This is a genomic window from Herbaspirillum frisingense (assembly GCF_047325095.1).
In the GTDB taxonomy this organism is placed as follows: domain Bacteria; phylum Pseudomonadota; class Gammaproteobacteria; order Burkholderiales; family Burkholderiaceae_D; genus Herbaspirillum; species Herbaspirillum frisingense.
In genome coordinates, this window is the sequence record NZ_CP168558.1 from 4869302 (window position 1) to 4885783 (window position 16482).

At 58.8% G+C, this 16482-nt stretch carries 12 protein-coding genes; 9 read left to right on the forward strand and 3 right to left on the reverse strand.

Features of this window, described 5'->3' with window-relative positions; translation table 11 throughout:
- The first annotated feature begins 6 nt into the window (after window positions 1-6).
- The 7 genes from ACEOAC_RS22200 to ACEOAC_RS22230 all read left to right on the forward strand — a co-directional run bounded on the left by ACEOAC_RS22200 (window position 7) and on the right by ACEOAC_RS22230 (window position 6674).
- Window positions 7-837, forward strand: a complete 831-nt coding sequence (locus ACEOAC_RS22200) for a dioxygenase (protein WP_182993745.1) — start codon at window positions 7-9, stop codon at window positions 835-837.
- Window positions 838-891: 54 nt separating this feature from the next.
- Entirely contained in the window at window positions 892-1791 is a 900-nt protein-coding gene (locus ACEOAC_RS22205; RefSeq protein ID WP_413445696.1) for a LysR substrate-binding domain-containing protein, read from the forward strand.
- A 323-nt stretch (window positions 1792-2114) separates the two neighbouring features.
- Complete coding sequence (locus ACEOAC_RS22210) at window positions 2115-2642, forward strand: 2,4'-dihydroxyacetophenone dioxygenase family protein (protein WP_234295435.1); 528 nt, start codon at window positions 2115-2117, stop codon at window positions 2640-2642.
- An 11-nt stretch (window positions 2643-2653) separates the two neighbouring features.
- Window positions 2654-3388, forward strand: a complete 735-nt coding sequence (locus tag ACEOAC_RS22215) for an SDR family NAD(P)-dependent oxidoreductase (protein ID WP_413628584.1) — start codon at window positions 2654-2656, stop codon at window positions 3386-3388.
- Window positions 3389-3626: 238 nt separating this feature from the next.
- Window positions 3627-4913, forward strand: coding sequence for an MFS transporter (locus ACEOAC_RS22220; protein ID WP_006461824.1), 1287 nt, complete (start codon window positions 3627-3629; stop codon window positions 4911-4913).
- A 95-nt stretch (window positions 4914-5008) separates the two neighbouring features.
- On the forward strand, window positions 5009-5734 hold the full coding sequence (locus tag ACEOAC_RS22225) for an SDR family NAD(P)-dependent oxidoreductase (RefSeq protein ID WP_077237455.1): 726 nt from the start codon (window positions 5009-5011) through the stop codon (window positions 5732-5734).
- 142 nt (window positions 5735-5876) lie between these two features.
- The gene (locus ACEOAC_RS22230; RefSeq protein ID WP_413445639.1) at window positions 5877-6674 is read left to right on the forward strand and encodes an IclR family transcriptional regulator; all 798 of its coding nucleotides are present in this window, start codon (window positions 5877-5879) and stop codon (window positions 6672-6674) included.
- Between the two features lie 44 nt (window positions 6675-6718).
- Here the strand turns inward: ACEOAC_RS22230 and ACEOAC_RS22235 are convergent, their stop codons facing one another.
- Window positions 6719-8341 (reverse strand): alkaline phosphatase D family protein, encoded by a 1623-nt coding sequence (locus tag ACEOAC_RS22235; RefSeq protein ID WP_413628585.1) that lies wholly within the window; start codon window positions 8339-8341, stop codon window positions 6719-6721.
- Window positions 8342-8692: 351 nt separating this feature from the next.
- Between ACEOAC_RS22235 and ACEOAC_RS22240 the strand changes: the two genes are divergently transcribed.
- Entirely contained in the window at window positions 8693-9895 is a 1203-nt protein-coding gene (locus tag ACEOAC_RS22240; protein ID WP_413443845.1) for an ammonium transporter, read from the forward strand.
- Window positions 9896-10409: 514 nt separating this feature from the next.
- On the opposite strand, the gene ACEOAC_RS22245 is transcribed toward ACEOAC_RS22240, so the two are convergent.
- Both ACEOAC_RS22245 and ACEOAC_RS22250 read right to left on the reverse strand, forming a co-directional pair.
- Entirely contained in the window at window positions 10410-13166 is a 2757-nt protein-coding gene (locus ACEOAC_RS22245; protein ID WP_413443846.1) for an HD domain-containing phosphohydrolase, read from the reverse strand.
- Between the two features lie 378 nt (window positions 13167-13544).
- A complete protein-coding gene (locus tag ACEOAC_RS22250; protein WP_413443847.1) occupies window positions 13545-13733 on the reverse strand; it encodes a hypothetical protein in 189 nt (62 codons plus the stop codon).
- Window positions 13734-13991: 258 nt separating this feature from the next.
- Between ACEOAC_RS22250 and ACEOAC_RS22255 the strand changes: the two genes are divergently transcribed.
- Window positions 13992-16385 carry a mechanosensitive ion channel family protein gene (locus ACEOAC_RS22255; protein WP_413443848.1) on the forward strand — a complete coding sequence of 798 codons (2394 nt, stop codon included), beginning with the start codon at window positions 13992-13994 and terminating at the stop codon, window positions 16383-16385.
- Window positions 16386-16482 lie beyond the last annotated feature (97 nt).

Consider the following 16482-nt stretch of genomic DNA (forward strand, 5'->3'; position numbering starts at 1 on the left):
ACCATCATGTCCGATACCCTCCACCTGCCCTCGCTGTTCGTCTCGCACGGCTCGCCCATGCTGGCCGTGGAACCCGGCCGTACCGGTCCGCTGCTGGCCGGCATCGGCGCCGCCCTGCCGCGCCCGCGGGGCATCGTGATGATGTCGCCACACTGGGAGACCTTCACCCCGCGCGTGGGCAACCAGGCCAGGCCGCGCGTGATCCACGATTTCGGCGGTTTCCCGCAGGCGCTCTATGCACTGGACTACCCCGCACCAGGCGCACCCGCACTGGCCGAACATGTGGCCCGGCGGCTGCGCGATGGCGGTCTGCCAGCCAGCACCGATGACGGCTGGGGGCTGGATCACGGTGCCTGGGTACCGCTGCGTTATCTTTATCCACAGGCCGATGTGCCGGTGATCCAGCTGTCGCTGCAATCGCAGCAACCGCCGGCCTATCATTTCCAGGTCGGCCAGTTGCTGGCACCGCTGGCCCGCGAAGGCATCCTGCTGGTCGGCTCGGGCAGCTTCACGCACAACCTGCGCGAACTGCGTCGCAACGATGCCGATGCCGGCGACGCCCCGCATACGCTGGAATTCCTGCAATGGTTCCTGGACCGCATGCAGGCCGGTGACCTCGAGGCGCTCTTCGGTTACCGGACCACGGCCCCGCACGCGGTGCGCACCCACCCCAGCGACGAACACCTGCTGAGCCTGTTCTTCGCCATGGGCGCGGCCGATGACTGGACCCGGCTGGTTCACCTGGACAGCGGTTCGACGTATCATAGCCTGCGCATGGACGCCTTCGCCTTCGGCACGGCCTCCAGCCTGCTGGCACAACTACCGGCTGCCGCCTGAGCCCCCGTCTCTCCCTGACGGCGCCGGCGCGGCGCCATCTGGGGGATAGACGGGTTGAACAAACTGCGTGAAATCGAATGCTTCATTGCCGTGGCCGAGCTGGGCAGTTTCGTCAAGGCCGCCGATGCGCTAGGCATCTCCAAGGCGGCCGTCTCGCGCACCGTACTGGAACTGGAAGCCCGCCTGGGCTCCCGCCTCATGCAACGGACCACGCGCCGGCTCTCGCTCACCGAAGCCGGCGGTCTCTACCTCGAACGCTGCAAGCAGATCGTGGCCGACCTGGAAGCCGCCGACGACCTGCTCTCGGCCGGCGCCGCCCGACCGGCCGGCCTGCTGCGCATCAACGCCCCGGTCACCTTCGGCGTGCTGCACCTGGCACCGCTATGGCCGATGTTCCTGGAGCGTTACCCGGAGGTGGAGCTGGACATCACCCTGTCGGACCGCATCGTTGACATCATCGATGAAGGCTACGACCTGGCCATTCGCATCGCCCGGCTGGCCGATTCCACCCTGATCCACCGCAAGCTCACCAGCACCAGCCTGCCGGTATGCGCCTCGCCCGCCTACCTGGAAAAACACGGCACGCCCGCCCATCCGCACGACCTGGCGCGGCACCAGGTCATCAGCTACAGCTACAACCAGGGCAAGGATGAATGGCAGTTCAGTGGCCCGGAAGGACCGGTCAGCGTGCGCGTGAATTCGCGCATGCACGCCAACAACGGTGACAGCTGCGTGCAGGCGGCGCTGGGCGGCGTGGGCATCACGCGCCAGCCCACCTTCATGATCGACCAGTATCTGCGCAGCGGCCAGTTGGTCCCCATCCTCGCCGACTACGGCACGCCTTCGCTGGGCATCTACGCCGTCTATCCCAGCCGCGCCCATCTCCCGGCCAAGGTCAGGGCAATGCTGGACTTCCTCGCGGAGACGTTCACCCAGGTCCACTGGGACCACTGACGGTGCCAGGCCACGTCCCGCACCTACACCCGGCCTCACCTTCCCATCCCCTGCAGCAGCGCTCCCGCCCGATGGCTTGAACGTCATCGGCGCATAAATTTCATCATTCCAGACCAGGCCCTTGCGCTCGTGTTACATGCCTCGGCCTGCCATTGTCTGCCTGACGCTTGATCGATATCAAGGATGGTGACTCGCTTTTGTGGAAACGGAAGCGGGCCACTGCGCTGTTGACTTTCACTTTTTGATCACTCAAAGTGACCATATTGCAGACGCATTGTTCACATCATGGACAATAAAAGACAAATATTCCAACTGGAGACCTCATGAGCACTCTCATGCCGGCTGACTCGAAGATGCAGCCCTATCAATTCCCCAACCCCAAGGAAGCCCCGCTGGAAATCGTGGTCAACCCCGCTGTCCCCGAGGACGAGCGGGTCTGGGTACCGCAGGCCGACAACGTCTGGTTCCGCCCGCTCTGCCTCAATGTCTCGCAGGGCTACTGGACCAACCTGCTGCGCGTGCGCAAGTCCGGCGTGCTCTCGCGCCACCGCCATCCCGCGCCCGTCCATGGCATGGTGCTCAAGGGGAAATGGCGCTACCTGGAGCATGACTGGATCGCCGAACAGGGCAGCTATGTCTTCGAACCACCCGGCGAGACCCATACCCTCTACGTACCGGAAGATGTGGAAGAAATGATCACCTACTTCCACATCACCGGTGTGATGTTCTACTGCGACCCGTGGGGCAAGTTCGAAGGCTATGAAGATGTCTTCACCAAGCTCGATATGTGCCGCAAGCATTACGAAGCGGTCGGGCTGGGCAGCGACTACGTCGACCGCTTCGTGCGCTGAGGGCGGAGCGCATGCATTACGACACTGCGAACTACGATTTCCGTGACTGCGTGGCCGTGGTCACCGGCGGCCATGGCGGTATCGGCGCGGCCATCGCGGCGCGCCTGGCCGAGGCCGGCGCACGCGTGGTGGTGTGGGACCTGCACCAGGCTGCCAGCTCCCCCTACCGGCAGCAACAGGTGGACATCACCGATGCAGGCTCGGTCGAGGATGCCGTCCATCAGTTGCTAGTGGAGACCGGCCGCATCGACTTCCTGGTCAACAATGCCGGTTATGCCGGCCCCACCGTGCCGCTGGACGAATACGACGTGGCCGAATGGCATCGCATCGTGCAGGTCAACCTGCTGGGCGTCTTCCACGCCTGCCGCAGCGTGGTCCCGGCCATGCGCGCGGCCGGACGCGGGCGCATCGTCAACATCGCCTCGCTGGCCGGCAAGGAAGGCACACCCAATGCCTCAGCCTACAGCGCCGCCAAGGCCGGTGTGCTGGCGCTGACCAAGTCGCTCGGCAAGGAACTGGCCGAGACCGGCATCCTGGTCAATGCCATCGCCCCGGCGGCGGTGAAAACGGCGCTGCTGGAACAGATGTCGCCAGCCCACGTCCAGACCATGATCGCCAAGAGCCCCATGCACCGTCTCGGCACCGTGGAAGAAGTGGCCGAACTGTGCGCCTGGCTGTGCTCGGGCTCGTGCAGCTTCAATACCGGTGCCGTATTCGACCTCTCCGGTGGCCGCGCCACCTACTGAGCAGAGCAGGAAGGCAGGACCGCAGAATCATCCGGGCAAGCGAGGATCACGGCCAGGGGCGATGCAGACATCACCCCGGCCGTGCCGGAGCAGTAGCAGGGACGGCATCCACAACGTCCTCAAGACCGCGTCCTCGCATGACGCTTTCGCCATGTCACCGACACAGAGCGCCGCAGCAGACGGCGCCGGCAGGAAGCAAGCCAATGGCATCAACTCATTCACTCTGGAGACGTAACCCATGGAAGTCCAAAAGGAAAAGAGCCCCCGGCTCAAACGCATACAGGTCGTCGCACTGACCTTCCTGATGCTGGCAGGCATCGTCAACTATCTTGACCGCAGCACCCTGTCCATCGCCAATCATTCGGTGAGCCAGGAACTGAACCTGAGCGCCTCGCAGATGGGCCTGCTGCTGTCGGCCTTCTCGCTGGCCTACGCCTTCTCTCAATTGCCCATCGGCGCCATGCTGGACAAGTTCGGCGCGCGCGTGATGCTGGGCGCCGGCATGTTCGTCTGGTCGCTGGCGCAACTGGCCGGCGGCTTCGTCAACACCCTGCAGCAATTCCTGGTGGCCCGCGTGTTCCTGGGCCTGGGCGAGGCACCGCAATTCCCGGCCGGGGCCAAGGTGGTCTCGGAGTGGTTCGCCATGCGCGAACGCGGTGGACCGACCGGCATCTTCGTGGCCTCCTCCACCATCGGCCCCGCCCTGGCACCGCCCATCCTCACCATCCTGATGCTGTCCTTCGGCTGGCGCATGATGTTCGTCATCATGGGCGTGCTGGGCATCGCGGTATCGGTGGGCTGGTATCTGTTCTACCGCAATCGCAACGAGGTCGAGCTGACCCCGTCCGAGGTGCTTTACCTGGCTGACGACCACGACACCGACCCCAATGCCAACGCCAAGCTGACCTGGAACGAGTGGAAGAGCCTCTTCAAGTACCGCACCACCTGGGGCATGCTGTTTGGCTTCATGGGCGTGATCTACATGGTCTGGCTGTACCTGACCTGGCTGCCGGCGTATCTGGAGCATGAGCGTCACCTGTCCATCGCACGTACCGGCTGGGTGGTGGTCATCCCCTACATCTTCGGCACCCTCGGCATGCTGTCCTCCGGCTATATCGCCGATGGCCTGATGAAACGCGGCATGCCCGCCATCCGCAGCCGCAAGTGGCCGATCTGCGCCGGTCTGATCGGCGCCGGTGCCTTCACCATCCCGGCCGCCTACACCCCCAGCACCACCCTGGCGATCGTCTACATCTCGCTGGCCATGGCTTTCGTGAACATGGCCTCGGGCGGTGCCTGGGCACTGGTGTCGGTGGCCATCCCGCGCCGTCTGGTGGCTTCGCTGGGCAGCATGCAGAACTTCGGCGGCTACCTCGGTGGTTCGCTGGCGCCGGTCATCACCGGGGTGGTGGTGGACCAGACCCACTCCTTCGTCAACGCCCTGCTGATCAGCGCGGCGGTGGCCTTTGCGGCGGCGCTGGTGTACATGTTCGTGGTCGACAAGCCCATCGAATCGCACGCCTGATCCCGCTGCACGCAGTCGCCTGACCCGATGCCGCCGCCTGCGGGTAGCGGCATCCAGCCAGTCCCCTGCCACCCTCGCTATTCACAAGGAAAACCATGAGCTTCATTCCCGATCTTCTGCAGGGCAAGACCGCCCTCGTCACCGGCGGTACCCAGGGCATAGGCGGCGCCGTCGCACGCCAGCTGGCAGCGCTGGGCGCGCGCGTCATCGCGGCCGGGCTGCCGCCCTTCGCCCACGAGGAATTCGCCGGCACCGACATCACCCTGGTGGAAATGAATGTAGCCAGCGAAGAAAGCGTACGCGCTGCCCTGGCCGGCCTCAAGCAACTGGACATCGTGGTCAACTGCGCCGGCATCATCAAGCGCGGCGCGGAACTGGAGACGGAAGTCTTCGAACAGGTGATCGCCGTCAATCTCACCGGCACCATGCGCGTGTGCGCGGCTTCCCGTGAATTGCTGCGACAGTCCGGCGGTTGCATCGTCAACACGGCCTCCATGCTCAGCTTCTTCGGTGGCGGCCTGGTCCCCGGCTATAGCGCCAGCAAGGGCGGCGTAGCGCAGCTGACCAAATCACTGGCCATTGCGTATGCGGCCGACGGCATCCGCGTCAATGCGGTGGCACCGGGCTGGATCGCCACCCCGCTCACCCAGGCCCTGCAGGACGACCCGACCCGCGCCGGCCCGATCCTGGCGCGCACTCCCTTGAACCGCTGGGGACGCCCGGAAGACATCGGCAATGTCGTGGCCTTCCTCTGCTCACCCGCCGCTTCTTTCATGACCGGCACCATCATCCCGGTCGACGGCGGCTATCTGATTGCCTGATCACCCCATGCCATGCATGCCTTTTCCCGCGTCCGCTGCTCCAGGCGGCGCGGGCTTTTTTGCGCTGGGGCACTACCAGGCTCCGCTATAATCTGCCCGCTCCCGCTCCCGATTCCGCTCCTGTCTCCTTAAGCCTGCGCCCATGCCAGACCACGACAAACATCCCGACGACCCGAACAAGATTGCCGGCACCGCCGCCTTCTCCAAGTTCGTCGCCGTGCTGCAATTGATCGCCGACCAGGACGCGCCCCTGAACATCGCGCAGCTGGCGGCGCTCTCTGGCTATCCGCGCCCCACCGTCTATCGCATCCTGGCGGCCCTGATGGCCGAGGGCATGGTGGTGGAAAACCCGCGCAGCAAACAGTTCGAGGTGGGACCGCGCCTGATCAACCTGGCCAGCCGCGCCTGGGACCGCAGTGATATCCGCACCACTGCCATCGAACCGCTGCGCCAGTTGCGCGACATCACCCGCGAGACCATCCACCTGGCCGTCCCCAGCGACGTCAGCATGGTCTACATCGAGAAACTGGAAAGCCCGCAAGCCGTGCGCATGGCCTCGCGCATCGGCACCCGCGTGACGCTCTATTCGAGTTCGGTGGGCAAGGCCTATCTGGCCGGCCTGGAAGAATCGCGCCGCGAAAACCTGATGCGCACGCTGCAGATGGAGCCCTTCACCGAGCACACCCACACCGATCTGTCGGCTCTGCGCCAAGACCTGGAACAGACCGGCGCCCGCGGCTATGCCGAAGACCGCGAAGAGAACGAAGCCCAGATCTTCTGCTACGGTGCCGCCATCGTCGGCGCCGACGGCTTGCCGGTGGCCTGCGTGAGCGTGAGCATCCCGCTGTTCCGGCGCCTACCCGATCCAGAGCAGGCCTATGTGGCGCCGCTGCTGCAAGCCTGCGCCACCATCTCGCGCAAGCTGGCCGGACCGGGCTGAAGCCGGTCCGGCCTTCCGCTCACGGCCGCATCACGCACTGAACATCAGGCCTCGGGCGGCAGTTCAACCTTGTAGATTTCCTTGCCGTCGGTATTGTGCAGCGTCACGGTGAGCATCTTCGATTTCGCATCGATCTTGCCGATACCGAAGAACTGCAGCAGCTCCGCCGGGGAGCGGTTCTGCTTCATGTCCGCCGGAATGCTCACGAAACGCACATCCGGACCAAAGGTGCGATCGATCTCGCCCGGGCCAAAGGTACCGGCGTTGATCGGACCGCCGACGAATTCCCAGAAAGGCTTGAAATCGGTGAACTGCGCGCGTTCGGGCGCATAGTGGGTGGCCGAGGCATAGTGCACATCGGCCGTCACCCACACCACGTTCTTGATGTCGTGCTGCTTGATGAAGCGCAGCAGCTCCGCCACTTCCAGCTCACGCCCCGACGGCTTGCCATTGTCGGCATTGGCCCAGGCCTCGAAGGTGCCGGGTGGCACATCGACATTGAGGTCCGGCACCACGATGGACAAGGGCATGTCGCTGGCGATCAGCTTCCAGGTCGAGCGTGAGCGCAGCAGCGCCTGCTTGATCCAGCGCATCTGCTCCGGCCCGAGAAACTCGGCATCGTGACCGCCGCGCTGGCGATTGGGTGAATTGCGACCGCGATAGCTGCGCTCGTCCAGCATGAACACCTCCAGCAGCGGTCCGTGACTGAAGGCGCGATAGATGCGGAAAGGATCGGCCTGGTCGATGCGGAAGGGATTGTGTTCGAACATGGCCTGGCGCGCACGGGCCGCCAGCACATCGATGTTGCGCTCGTCGTAGCGCTTTTCCTGGGCGCCGATCACCTGGCCCGGATACCAGTTGTTGCGCACCTCGTGGTCATCCCACTGCACCAGGAACGGCACCTCGGCGGCGAAGCGGCGCTTGCTGGCATCCAGCATGTTGTAGGCGAAGTTGCCGCGATAGTCGTCCAGCGTCTGCGCCACCTTGGACTTGGCCTCAGTCACCACGTTGCGCCACAGGCTGCCATCGTCCAGCTTCACCTCGGCCTGGATCGGACCGTCCGCATAGATCTGGTCGCCCGAATGGATGAAGAAGTCAGGACGGAAGCGGCGCATGCTCTCGTACACCCGGTAGCCACCCCATTGCTCATTGATGCCCCAGCCCTGGCCGGCTTCGTCCCCCGAGAAGGCGAAGGTGATGTCGCGTGCCTGCCCGCGCGCCGCAGCCGGCACCATCAGGCTGCCGGTGAGCGGCTCGCTCAGGACCGACTCATGCACCAGGTCCTGGAACCGCACGCGGTAATACACCCGCTGCCCTGCCGGCAAACCCCGCAGGTCCACGCGGGCGGTGTAGTCGTCCCGCGCCAGCGCGGTGGGGCCGGCGATGCGCACCGCATCGGCGAAGTTCTCGCTGGTGGAATACTCCACCAGCATGCGCGCATTGCGGTCGGCGCGTGCCCAGACGATGGCACTGTCGCGGGTGACGTCGCCGCTCATGATCCCGCCCGGGAATTGCGGGCGCAGACGTTCGGAGGTGACGATGGCCGGCGCGGCAGCCAGGCTGGCGGGGCTGGCGATCACGGCCACGCTGCCGGCGGCGGCAGTGACGGCGCTGTCGCGCAGGAAGCGGCGACGGCTGGGTTCGGCTGGCGAATTCTGGTCTGGCATGGCAACTCCTGAGGGTGAGGAAAAAAGAAGGGAGTTGCAATTTAGCAATCGCGTATGACCGTTCCATGAAAGCACGATGACCAATGCTGACCGGATCCCCCAAAACGGCTAAATGACGTGATTTTCAAAAAAATTCGAGCCGCCCTGCCCTCGCACCAAAACAAACCACCCCACCTTGCCACCTGCCCAGGTCGCACAGTTTTCGTGCGCATCACAAGCTGACAAGCACCTGACGCACCTAAAAAGTCCTTTTGAATCAAGCCACTGCAAAATAATCACCAAAATGGAACGAAAATTGCATCAGTCCGGGCTTTCGATTCTTTCCTTGCACAATTTTTGGGAGATTTTCTGGTGGACGATCACAAAAACGGCGCAGACGCCCTCTTCATCCTGCTGGGGGCGATCATGATCCTGGCCATGCATGCCGGCTTCGCCTTCCTGGAACTGGGGACGGTGCGCAAGAAGAACCAGGTCAATGCCCTGGTGAAGATCCTGGCCGACTTCGCGGTCTCGACCATTGTCTACTTCTTCATCGGCTACTACGTCGCCTACGGTGTGAGCTTCTTCGCCGGTGCCGAAACCCTGGCCGAGCGCAGCGGCTTCGAACTGGTGAAGTTCTTCTTCCTGCTGACCTTCGCCGCCGCCATTCCGGCCATCATCTCGGGTGGCATCGCCGAGCGCTCCAAATTCAACCCGCAGCTGCTGGCCACCGCCGTACTGGTCGGCCTGGTCTATCCGTTCTTCGAGGGCATCGCCTGGAACCAGCACTTCGGCGTACAGGCCTGGCTGGCAGCCACCTTCGGCGCCGAATTCCACGACTTCGCCGGTTCCATCGTGGTCCACGCCGTCGGCGGCTGGATCGCCTTGCCCGCCGTGCTGCTGCTGGGTGCGCGCCGCGGCCGCTACAGCAAGGAAGGTGCGGTCGCCGCCCATCCGCCCTCCAACATCCCCTTCCTGGCACTGGGCGCATGGATCCTGACGGTGGGCTGGTTCGGCTTCAACGTGATGAGCGCGCAGACCCTGGACAAGATGAACGGCCTGGTCGCGATGAATTCCCTCATGGCCATGGCCGGTGGCACCCTGGTCGCACTGCTGATGGGCCGCAACGACCCCGGCTTCGCCTATAACGGCCCGCTGGCCGGCCTGGTGGCGGTATGTGCCGGCTCCGACCTGATGCACCCGCTGGGCGCGCTGGTCACCGGCGGCATGGCCGGCGCCATCTTCGTGTGGATGTTCACCCGCACCCAGAACAAATGGAAGATCGACGACGTGCTGGGTGTCTGGCCCCTGCATGGCCTATGCGGCCTGTGGGGCGGCCTGGCGGCTGGCATCTTCGGCTTGCAGGCGCTGGGTGGACGGGGTGGCGTGTCCTTCATGTCGCAACTGTTGGGCAGCGTCATGGGCATCGCCATCGCGGCAGTCGGCGGATGGATCGTGTACGGCCTGCTGAAGAAGACGGTCGGCATCCGCCTTGATCCTGAACAGGAATTCGAAGGCGCCGATCTGGCGATCCACAAGATTTCGTCGACGGCGGAGCGGGAGACGAGTTGGTGACCTGATAAATAAGAATAAAGTCTGTATTTCCGGATGAAAGTCTGTCGAGCCCGTTAAAGTCTGTCGGACTCCTTGCTACTGTATTGAAAGCGCAATCGCAAAAGCGTCAGCTCCAATGGAAAGGCCACCATTCCGGTGGCCTCGACTGGCTACTGGTGAAAAAAAACGGATCCGTCACCTGCACAAACTAAGTACCGAAATCACCTTTGACTTAGTAAGCGAGTGAACCATTCACTATGGGCGACGTTCTGGTTCGCTTCGTTTCGGCTGGCGCCAGGCTGGTCGGCCGGAAACGGGTCAGTTCAAGGCCATTACGCAGCGCGAAAAAACCTTAGTAATTGGCTGCGGCATGTACGCACGACGAAAATTCGAAACATTACGATTTCTGGTAACAGCTCAATATTGCGGGCGCCATTAGCGGTTCAAAACCTTGGCGTAGGATTCTTTCTGAATCTTGTGCCGCCCCCCCCCCTAGTCAAGTGATCGTGTTCGTCGTACGCGAATACTCTCTTTCTCAGGCAAACTCCTCCTGTTGGATAAACGCTTGGATGCCTCCTTGATCCACATCGAGTTGAGACGGATGCATAAATTCCTGCGCGTACTTAAAACATATGCCACTACGTAAGAGCAACTGGAATATATCCGGGTCAATATGCCCGGTATCTGCCATCTTTTTCATGATTGTTAGTGTCTCTGATAATTTTTTCCCCGTTTTATACGGACGATCTGCAGCTGTCAGGGCTTCAAAAATATCCGCGATTGCCATCATTCGGGCCTCGATGCTTAACTCATTTTTGTTCAGCATTTTGGGATAACCGCTACCGTCCATCTTCTCGTGATGCCCCGTGGCAATTTCAGGAACGCGCTTTAGATTTGATGGCAAAGGCAGACTGTCAAGCATGATGATAGTTTGCACAATATGATCATTGACCAAGTATCGCTCCTCGGCCGTTAGTGTTCCACGGCCAATTGACAGATTGTAAATTTCGCCCAAATTAAGCCGGTATTTAGGCGCAGGCATTTTGATACCTAGGTTCGTATATAGCGTCGGATCTACGGATTCAGCATGGCGCTCTATCAAGTGCTCTGGCTTATCGTCCAACAAGTATTCTTTGCTCCCCGCCACGGGAGATATGCTCTTTTTCCTTGCGCGTTCTTCCCACGACAAACCGAGAGAGTCATCCATCGTTCGGATCCAGGTGCGGCGAGCGATGCTGCGCAAGCGCTCAAGGTCCTCCGGGCGAACTACTTCCCCACCCATATTGCACGACGCCACAAATTCAAATTCCTGATCAAGCTCCACGCACTGTCTACTTAGCTCATTTTTCAGAAGCTCTGGGTCACCTCCTGCCAGCTGCTTCTGGAGGGATAGTATCTCTGCATCACGCTTGAGAACTTCAAACCGCATTCTTATTTCATGGATACGGTTGTATAGAGTCTGTAGCTTGGTTGATTTATCAATTACATATTCCGGCGTGGTAACTTTCCCGCAATCGTGCAGCCAACTAGCAACATGAATTTGCTCTCGCTCAAGATCCGTAAGGTGGTAGTTCTTGAACGGGCCTTCGGATTCATCATTTGCGGCCTCAGCGAGAGCCTTGGTAATTGCTGGAACTCGCTTGCAATGCCCGCTAGTGTGGGGATTTTTCGCGTCAATCGCCTCGCCAATCAACTTGATAATGCCATCGACCAACGCACGCTGGCCTTCAAGCAGGCGATGGTGATCTATAGCTATGGCCACCGTTCCGCACAAAGCTTCAATGAATGCAATACGAGCAGGATGAGGAGACTCGTCACCTTCCAAGACGAGTAAATGCAGGCCAACAAATTTCTCATCATGATTAAACAAGGGCGACAGAACCATGCTCACGCATTTTGCTAACGGATCAACTTTTAATTTATTGAGGTCGAGTCCATTCCAACGGTAATCTTCATTCAGTCGGATGATCACTGAACTGCGGGACTGAGAAAATAGACACATCACTTCAGAGAGGGGAATAGATTTTTCCCGACAAGCTATAGCGCCGGATTCGGCGGAATAGAGCAGACTCATCTGCAATTCATTGCAGCTATCCGCAGCCAAGAATACTGCGCCGCCAGCTGCGTTCATCGTTCTTGTCGTCTCTTCCAACGTTCCCAGCAACAGTTTTGGAAGATCTTGCTCACTCCCCAGCCGTTGGCTGATTCTCAGGAAACTCTGAAGTGTTTTCTGTAGTGTTTGTATGGTCTCGATCAGGCTCTGAATTTCCCGTACCGGAGATTGGGGTGGCGGAGTATCGGCAAACTCGAAACGACGTATCGCCTCAGTTCGTGCGGTCAATGCTACCAGCCGCCGTGCGATACGTTTGGCGAGATAATAGGAAAGAACGATTGCGAGAACAAGGCAGCTAAGTGAGACGGTCAATATGCTAGTTCTTAAATTGATGGCCGGCTTCAATAATTCATCAGCGGGAGAGAGGAGCGCCAGCCAAGCTAGTGCGCCTCCTTCCAGATGCAAGGGCATGGTTGCAACAAGCCATTGCCTCTTGGCATCGTCTTCATCATATCGTTGGCTGTAGCTTGATGACGACGGCGGGGTGCGAATCAAATTTGACCAAATAGTGGGGTCAAGGTCAGATAGATGTGCAGTGCGAAGGCCGTTGGAGATAGAGAGGTTACCGCTTACCAGGTCATTCCAACGGTGATAGGCATATAGAGCCCCACTGGGGTTGAGAATGGCAATTTCGGAACTATCGGTGGGTCGAGCGTTTTTTAATACATTGGAAAGAGAGCTAAACGTGATTAGCGTGGCGACGACGGCTCTCCCTTTCACACTTCTTTTGGAGAACGCAATTGCCCACTCTTGAGTGGTCGAGGAGGCAAATGGGCCAAATTTTGCTAGGCCTGGCTGCTCCTTGGCAGCTTTATACCAAGCTCTTTCACGAGGATCAAATTTATAGTCTGGGCGATTGACAGCTTGAATTAAGCGGAGCTCTTTATCAAAAAATAGAAATTGCCTTTTGGGATTGTCACTATCGGCCCGCTCAATAGACTGAACTGCATAGGCTGTATCTTTTGTCGCACGGATCTTTCCACGATTAAAATCATCGACTCGCCGAAAAACCATGTAGTCGCCATTCTCGTACCCTACAAAGATACTGTCTAAGAACGGATTCACATCGGCAAGAAGACGAAGTGCATCAATACTTTCCAATCTCTCGGAAAGAGTCGTCCGTTCTCCGATGGAACTCCTTGAGAATGACTCGACCGTCTTTTCCGCAACAACGTACATGCTTTCTAGATTGCGTTGAACATCTCCCGCAAGATGTTTTACATCATGATTAATGCGTGACGTTGCCTCCTCCTTATTTTTTTCGAAAACGTAATAGGAGAGAAAACCGCCTGAAAGAATGACAGCAAATGAGGCGACAGCGATGATATAACGTGAAGAGGCATTCCTTGACTTGAATCGCGCTGCATAGCTCTTCCCCCCAGAAAAGAATATAGCGAATTTGATCCTGGCTGCGCGCTTTGACGAATTTGATCAGTCGGCTCGGCCGCGTGGCCAATTTACACACCCTTGCCGGCACTGTTGATGGAAATACCCGTTTCAGCGGAAATGCATTCCAATCAGGCATCGTAGTTCGATTCTAACTCCGCATCATTCATTCTAGAAGAAATCATCGGAATCCCGGTCATCCTCCATTTTCGGAAGCGGCCTGAGAGAAGAAACCATGCGACCAAGGCCAGTTTCTGATTTTGGCGGGATGCCTCTGATGGCCATGTTGGCGCTCTTGATTATGGCCCAGCCGGTTGCAAGTTCCGGGACCTCATCAATGCTGTCGAACAGGTGGGGCATCAGCCAGTCGTAACGCACGGTCCGGTTGTAGAGCTTGATATGAGCGTTCTGATGCAGCTTGCCAGGGTGAAAGAACTCGTAATGACCCCAAACTTTAGGTAAGAGATTTCGAGTCGGATTAAGCGAGGTCTTATTCCTTAACTGTTATATTTGAAGTTATGGCACCGTAACTCAACTAATCAAACGTTCTAGCGGACAGATACGACTATGCGAGATGCACATCTCTCAATTGCTTTTCTCTGCTTTAGATTGCTTATCTTGCTGACACTGCCGCTACCTGTAGTCAATGCAACCGCTCAGTCCACGAACAAACCAGTAGCATCCTCAATCTCTACACAAGCAACGGCCGTCACCCCCATCGCATTCCAAGACATTCTTGGTCGCGCAGATGAAGATCAACAGCGTGTGGACTGGGCGAACCGATTACTGGCCGCACCTGATCCGGTCGACGATCTTCGCCGCTCGCTAGACGATATCGCGAAACCTGTCGATGCAAAATTGCGTACCGCAGCGAAAGCCTCTTTACGCGGATTGCCGATCATGCGGCTGGAAAGCCTTTCCCGACATTGGGAATTTGATGCTAGACGTCTAGAAAACTGGGAATCGAAAGCGCGGCGCGTGCTGACGCCTTATGCCGACAGCGCATTGCAGCTAGCCCAGCGCCGCGCAACTTGGACAGCGAACCGTGCCGCCGGCATCCTGAATGGATTGCCGCCAGCGCTGTCGAATCGGGTCGACACCCTCCTGGCGCAGATCGATACATCAGAACTTGCGCTTGGAACAGCGCTAACGCACCAGTTTGAGCTGACAAGCCGCGCTGGCGAACTCAAGGCCCGTATACAGGCCGGGCGCAACGATGTGGCGGCGGCCATCGATGACATTGATCACCGTCTGCTGCAACTGGATGCGCCACCGTTGTGGAAGGGACTGGGCCTGTCTGGCGGAGCGAGCTCAGCATTCGATGCCATGGATCGAGGTCTGGATATAGAAAGCCAGTTCGCACTTGATTATCAGGCCGCAGGTACAGGTAACCAGCAAGCGCTCCGGGTGATACAGATTGTCCTTTTACCGCTCATTGTTTGGTTGTTTTTACGTAGCCGAAATGCCAAATCAAAAACAACTGATTCCGACAGAGTGGCACGCGCATTACGCCGACCAATATCTACGTGGGTGCTGTTATCAATGCTGTCGGTACTGCTGCTGGAGTCTGACGCACCGTTGCTCACCCAGGAGTTTGCGCTAATGATCGCGCTTATTCCGGTATTGCGGTTGCTGCCGGCAGGCACATTACGTGCGCTTGGCATTCTTCCGTATGTAGCGATTGGCTTATATGGCATTGATCGTCTGGGAATAGCATTTGTCGCGGATGCGGATTGGTATCGATTGTTTTTGCTAGTGCTGAATGTGTTCGCTCTTGGCTTGTCGCTATGGATACTGCGTCATCCGATATCCAAGGTGTCAGTCGCAAGAGAAAAAAAACTGCAGAGCACCGTGCGCCCGTTTGGATGGCTGGTTGTATTGATTCTGTTTGTCGCTGCAATTTGCAATGTCAGCGGCAATGTTTCCATGGCAGAGGCACTGACGAGCGGCGTTATCGACAGCGGTTATATGGCGCTGCTGTTATACACAGGTGTGACGGCCTGCCTTGGTATTGCTGGTGCATTGATCAATCAGCCGGAGTTTGCCAACAGGGGAGGGATGCAGCGCCATGGCACCATCTTGCAGGCAGCATTTACACGTCTTCTGATTTTGTCCGCCGTAATTGGCTGGCTGCTATACAGCATAGATCGGTTCCGTATTTTCCGGCCTTTGCATGATGCGGGGAGCAAAATATTGGGATTCGGAATAGAGGTGGGCGAAGTTTCGATTCACCTCGGCGATGTACTGGTATTTCTTTTCTCAAGCTGGTTGGCATTCTGGGCTGCGCGTGCGGTGCGGCGCCTTTTGCGTGATGAATTGCCGGGGTCGGCCAAATTGCCACGTGGGGTTGGCAATAGCATTGCGTCGTTAAGCTATTACGCCGTTCTGATTCTAGGAATTCTGGTGGCACTATCCGCAGCGGGCTTTAAGGTTGGCCAGTTAGCGCTGTTGTTTGGTGCTTTAGGTGTCGGCATCGGTTTCGGATTGCAGAATGTGGTCAATAATTTTGTCTCCGGCTTGGTGCTGATGGTAGAGCGTCCGATTCAACCCGGCGACATTGTCGATGTAGCTGGCGCATCTGGTTCCGTGCGCGAGATCGGTCTGCGCTCGACGACAATTCGTACCTTTGATGGGGCAGATGTCGTGGTGCCTAACGGTCTACTACTCAGCGGCAACCTGACCAACTGGACCATGTTTGATCGAAGTCGCCGCTTTGAAATCATTGTTGGCGTTGCTTACGGCTCCGACCCGGCTCAAGTACTTTCCATACTCACTACCGCGGCCAGTGACACCCCCGGCGTGGCCACGGATCCGGCTCCTGCAGTTTTGATGACGGGCTATGGAGACAGTGCGCTCAATTTTGTCATACGTGCTTGGACCAATGACATCACGACATGGGCCGATGTGCGTGGCGATCTTCTTGCGCGTGCCCTTGCTGCATTGCAGGCAGAAAACATATCCATTCCATATAACCAAATGGATCTGCATCTAAGGACTGTACCGGTGACCTGAGCCAAATTTTGGAGCCACCGAATAAGTGAGTTCTTTATGCGATGAGCGGCCATTTTTCTAGCCAACGCTAGAGTTAGTCGACAGAATATTCAGAGTC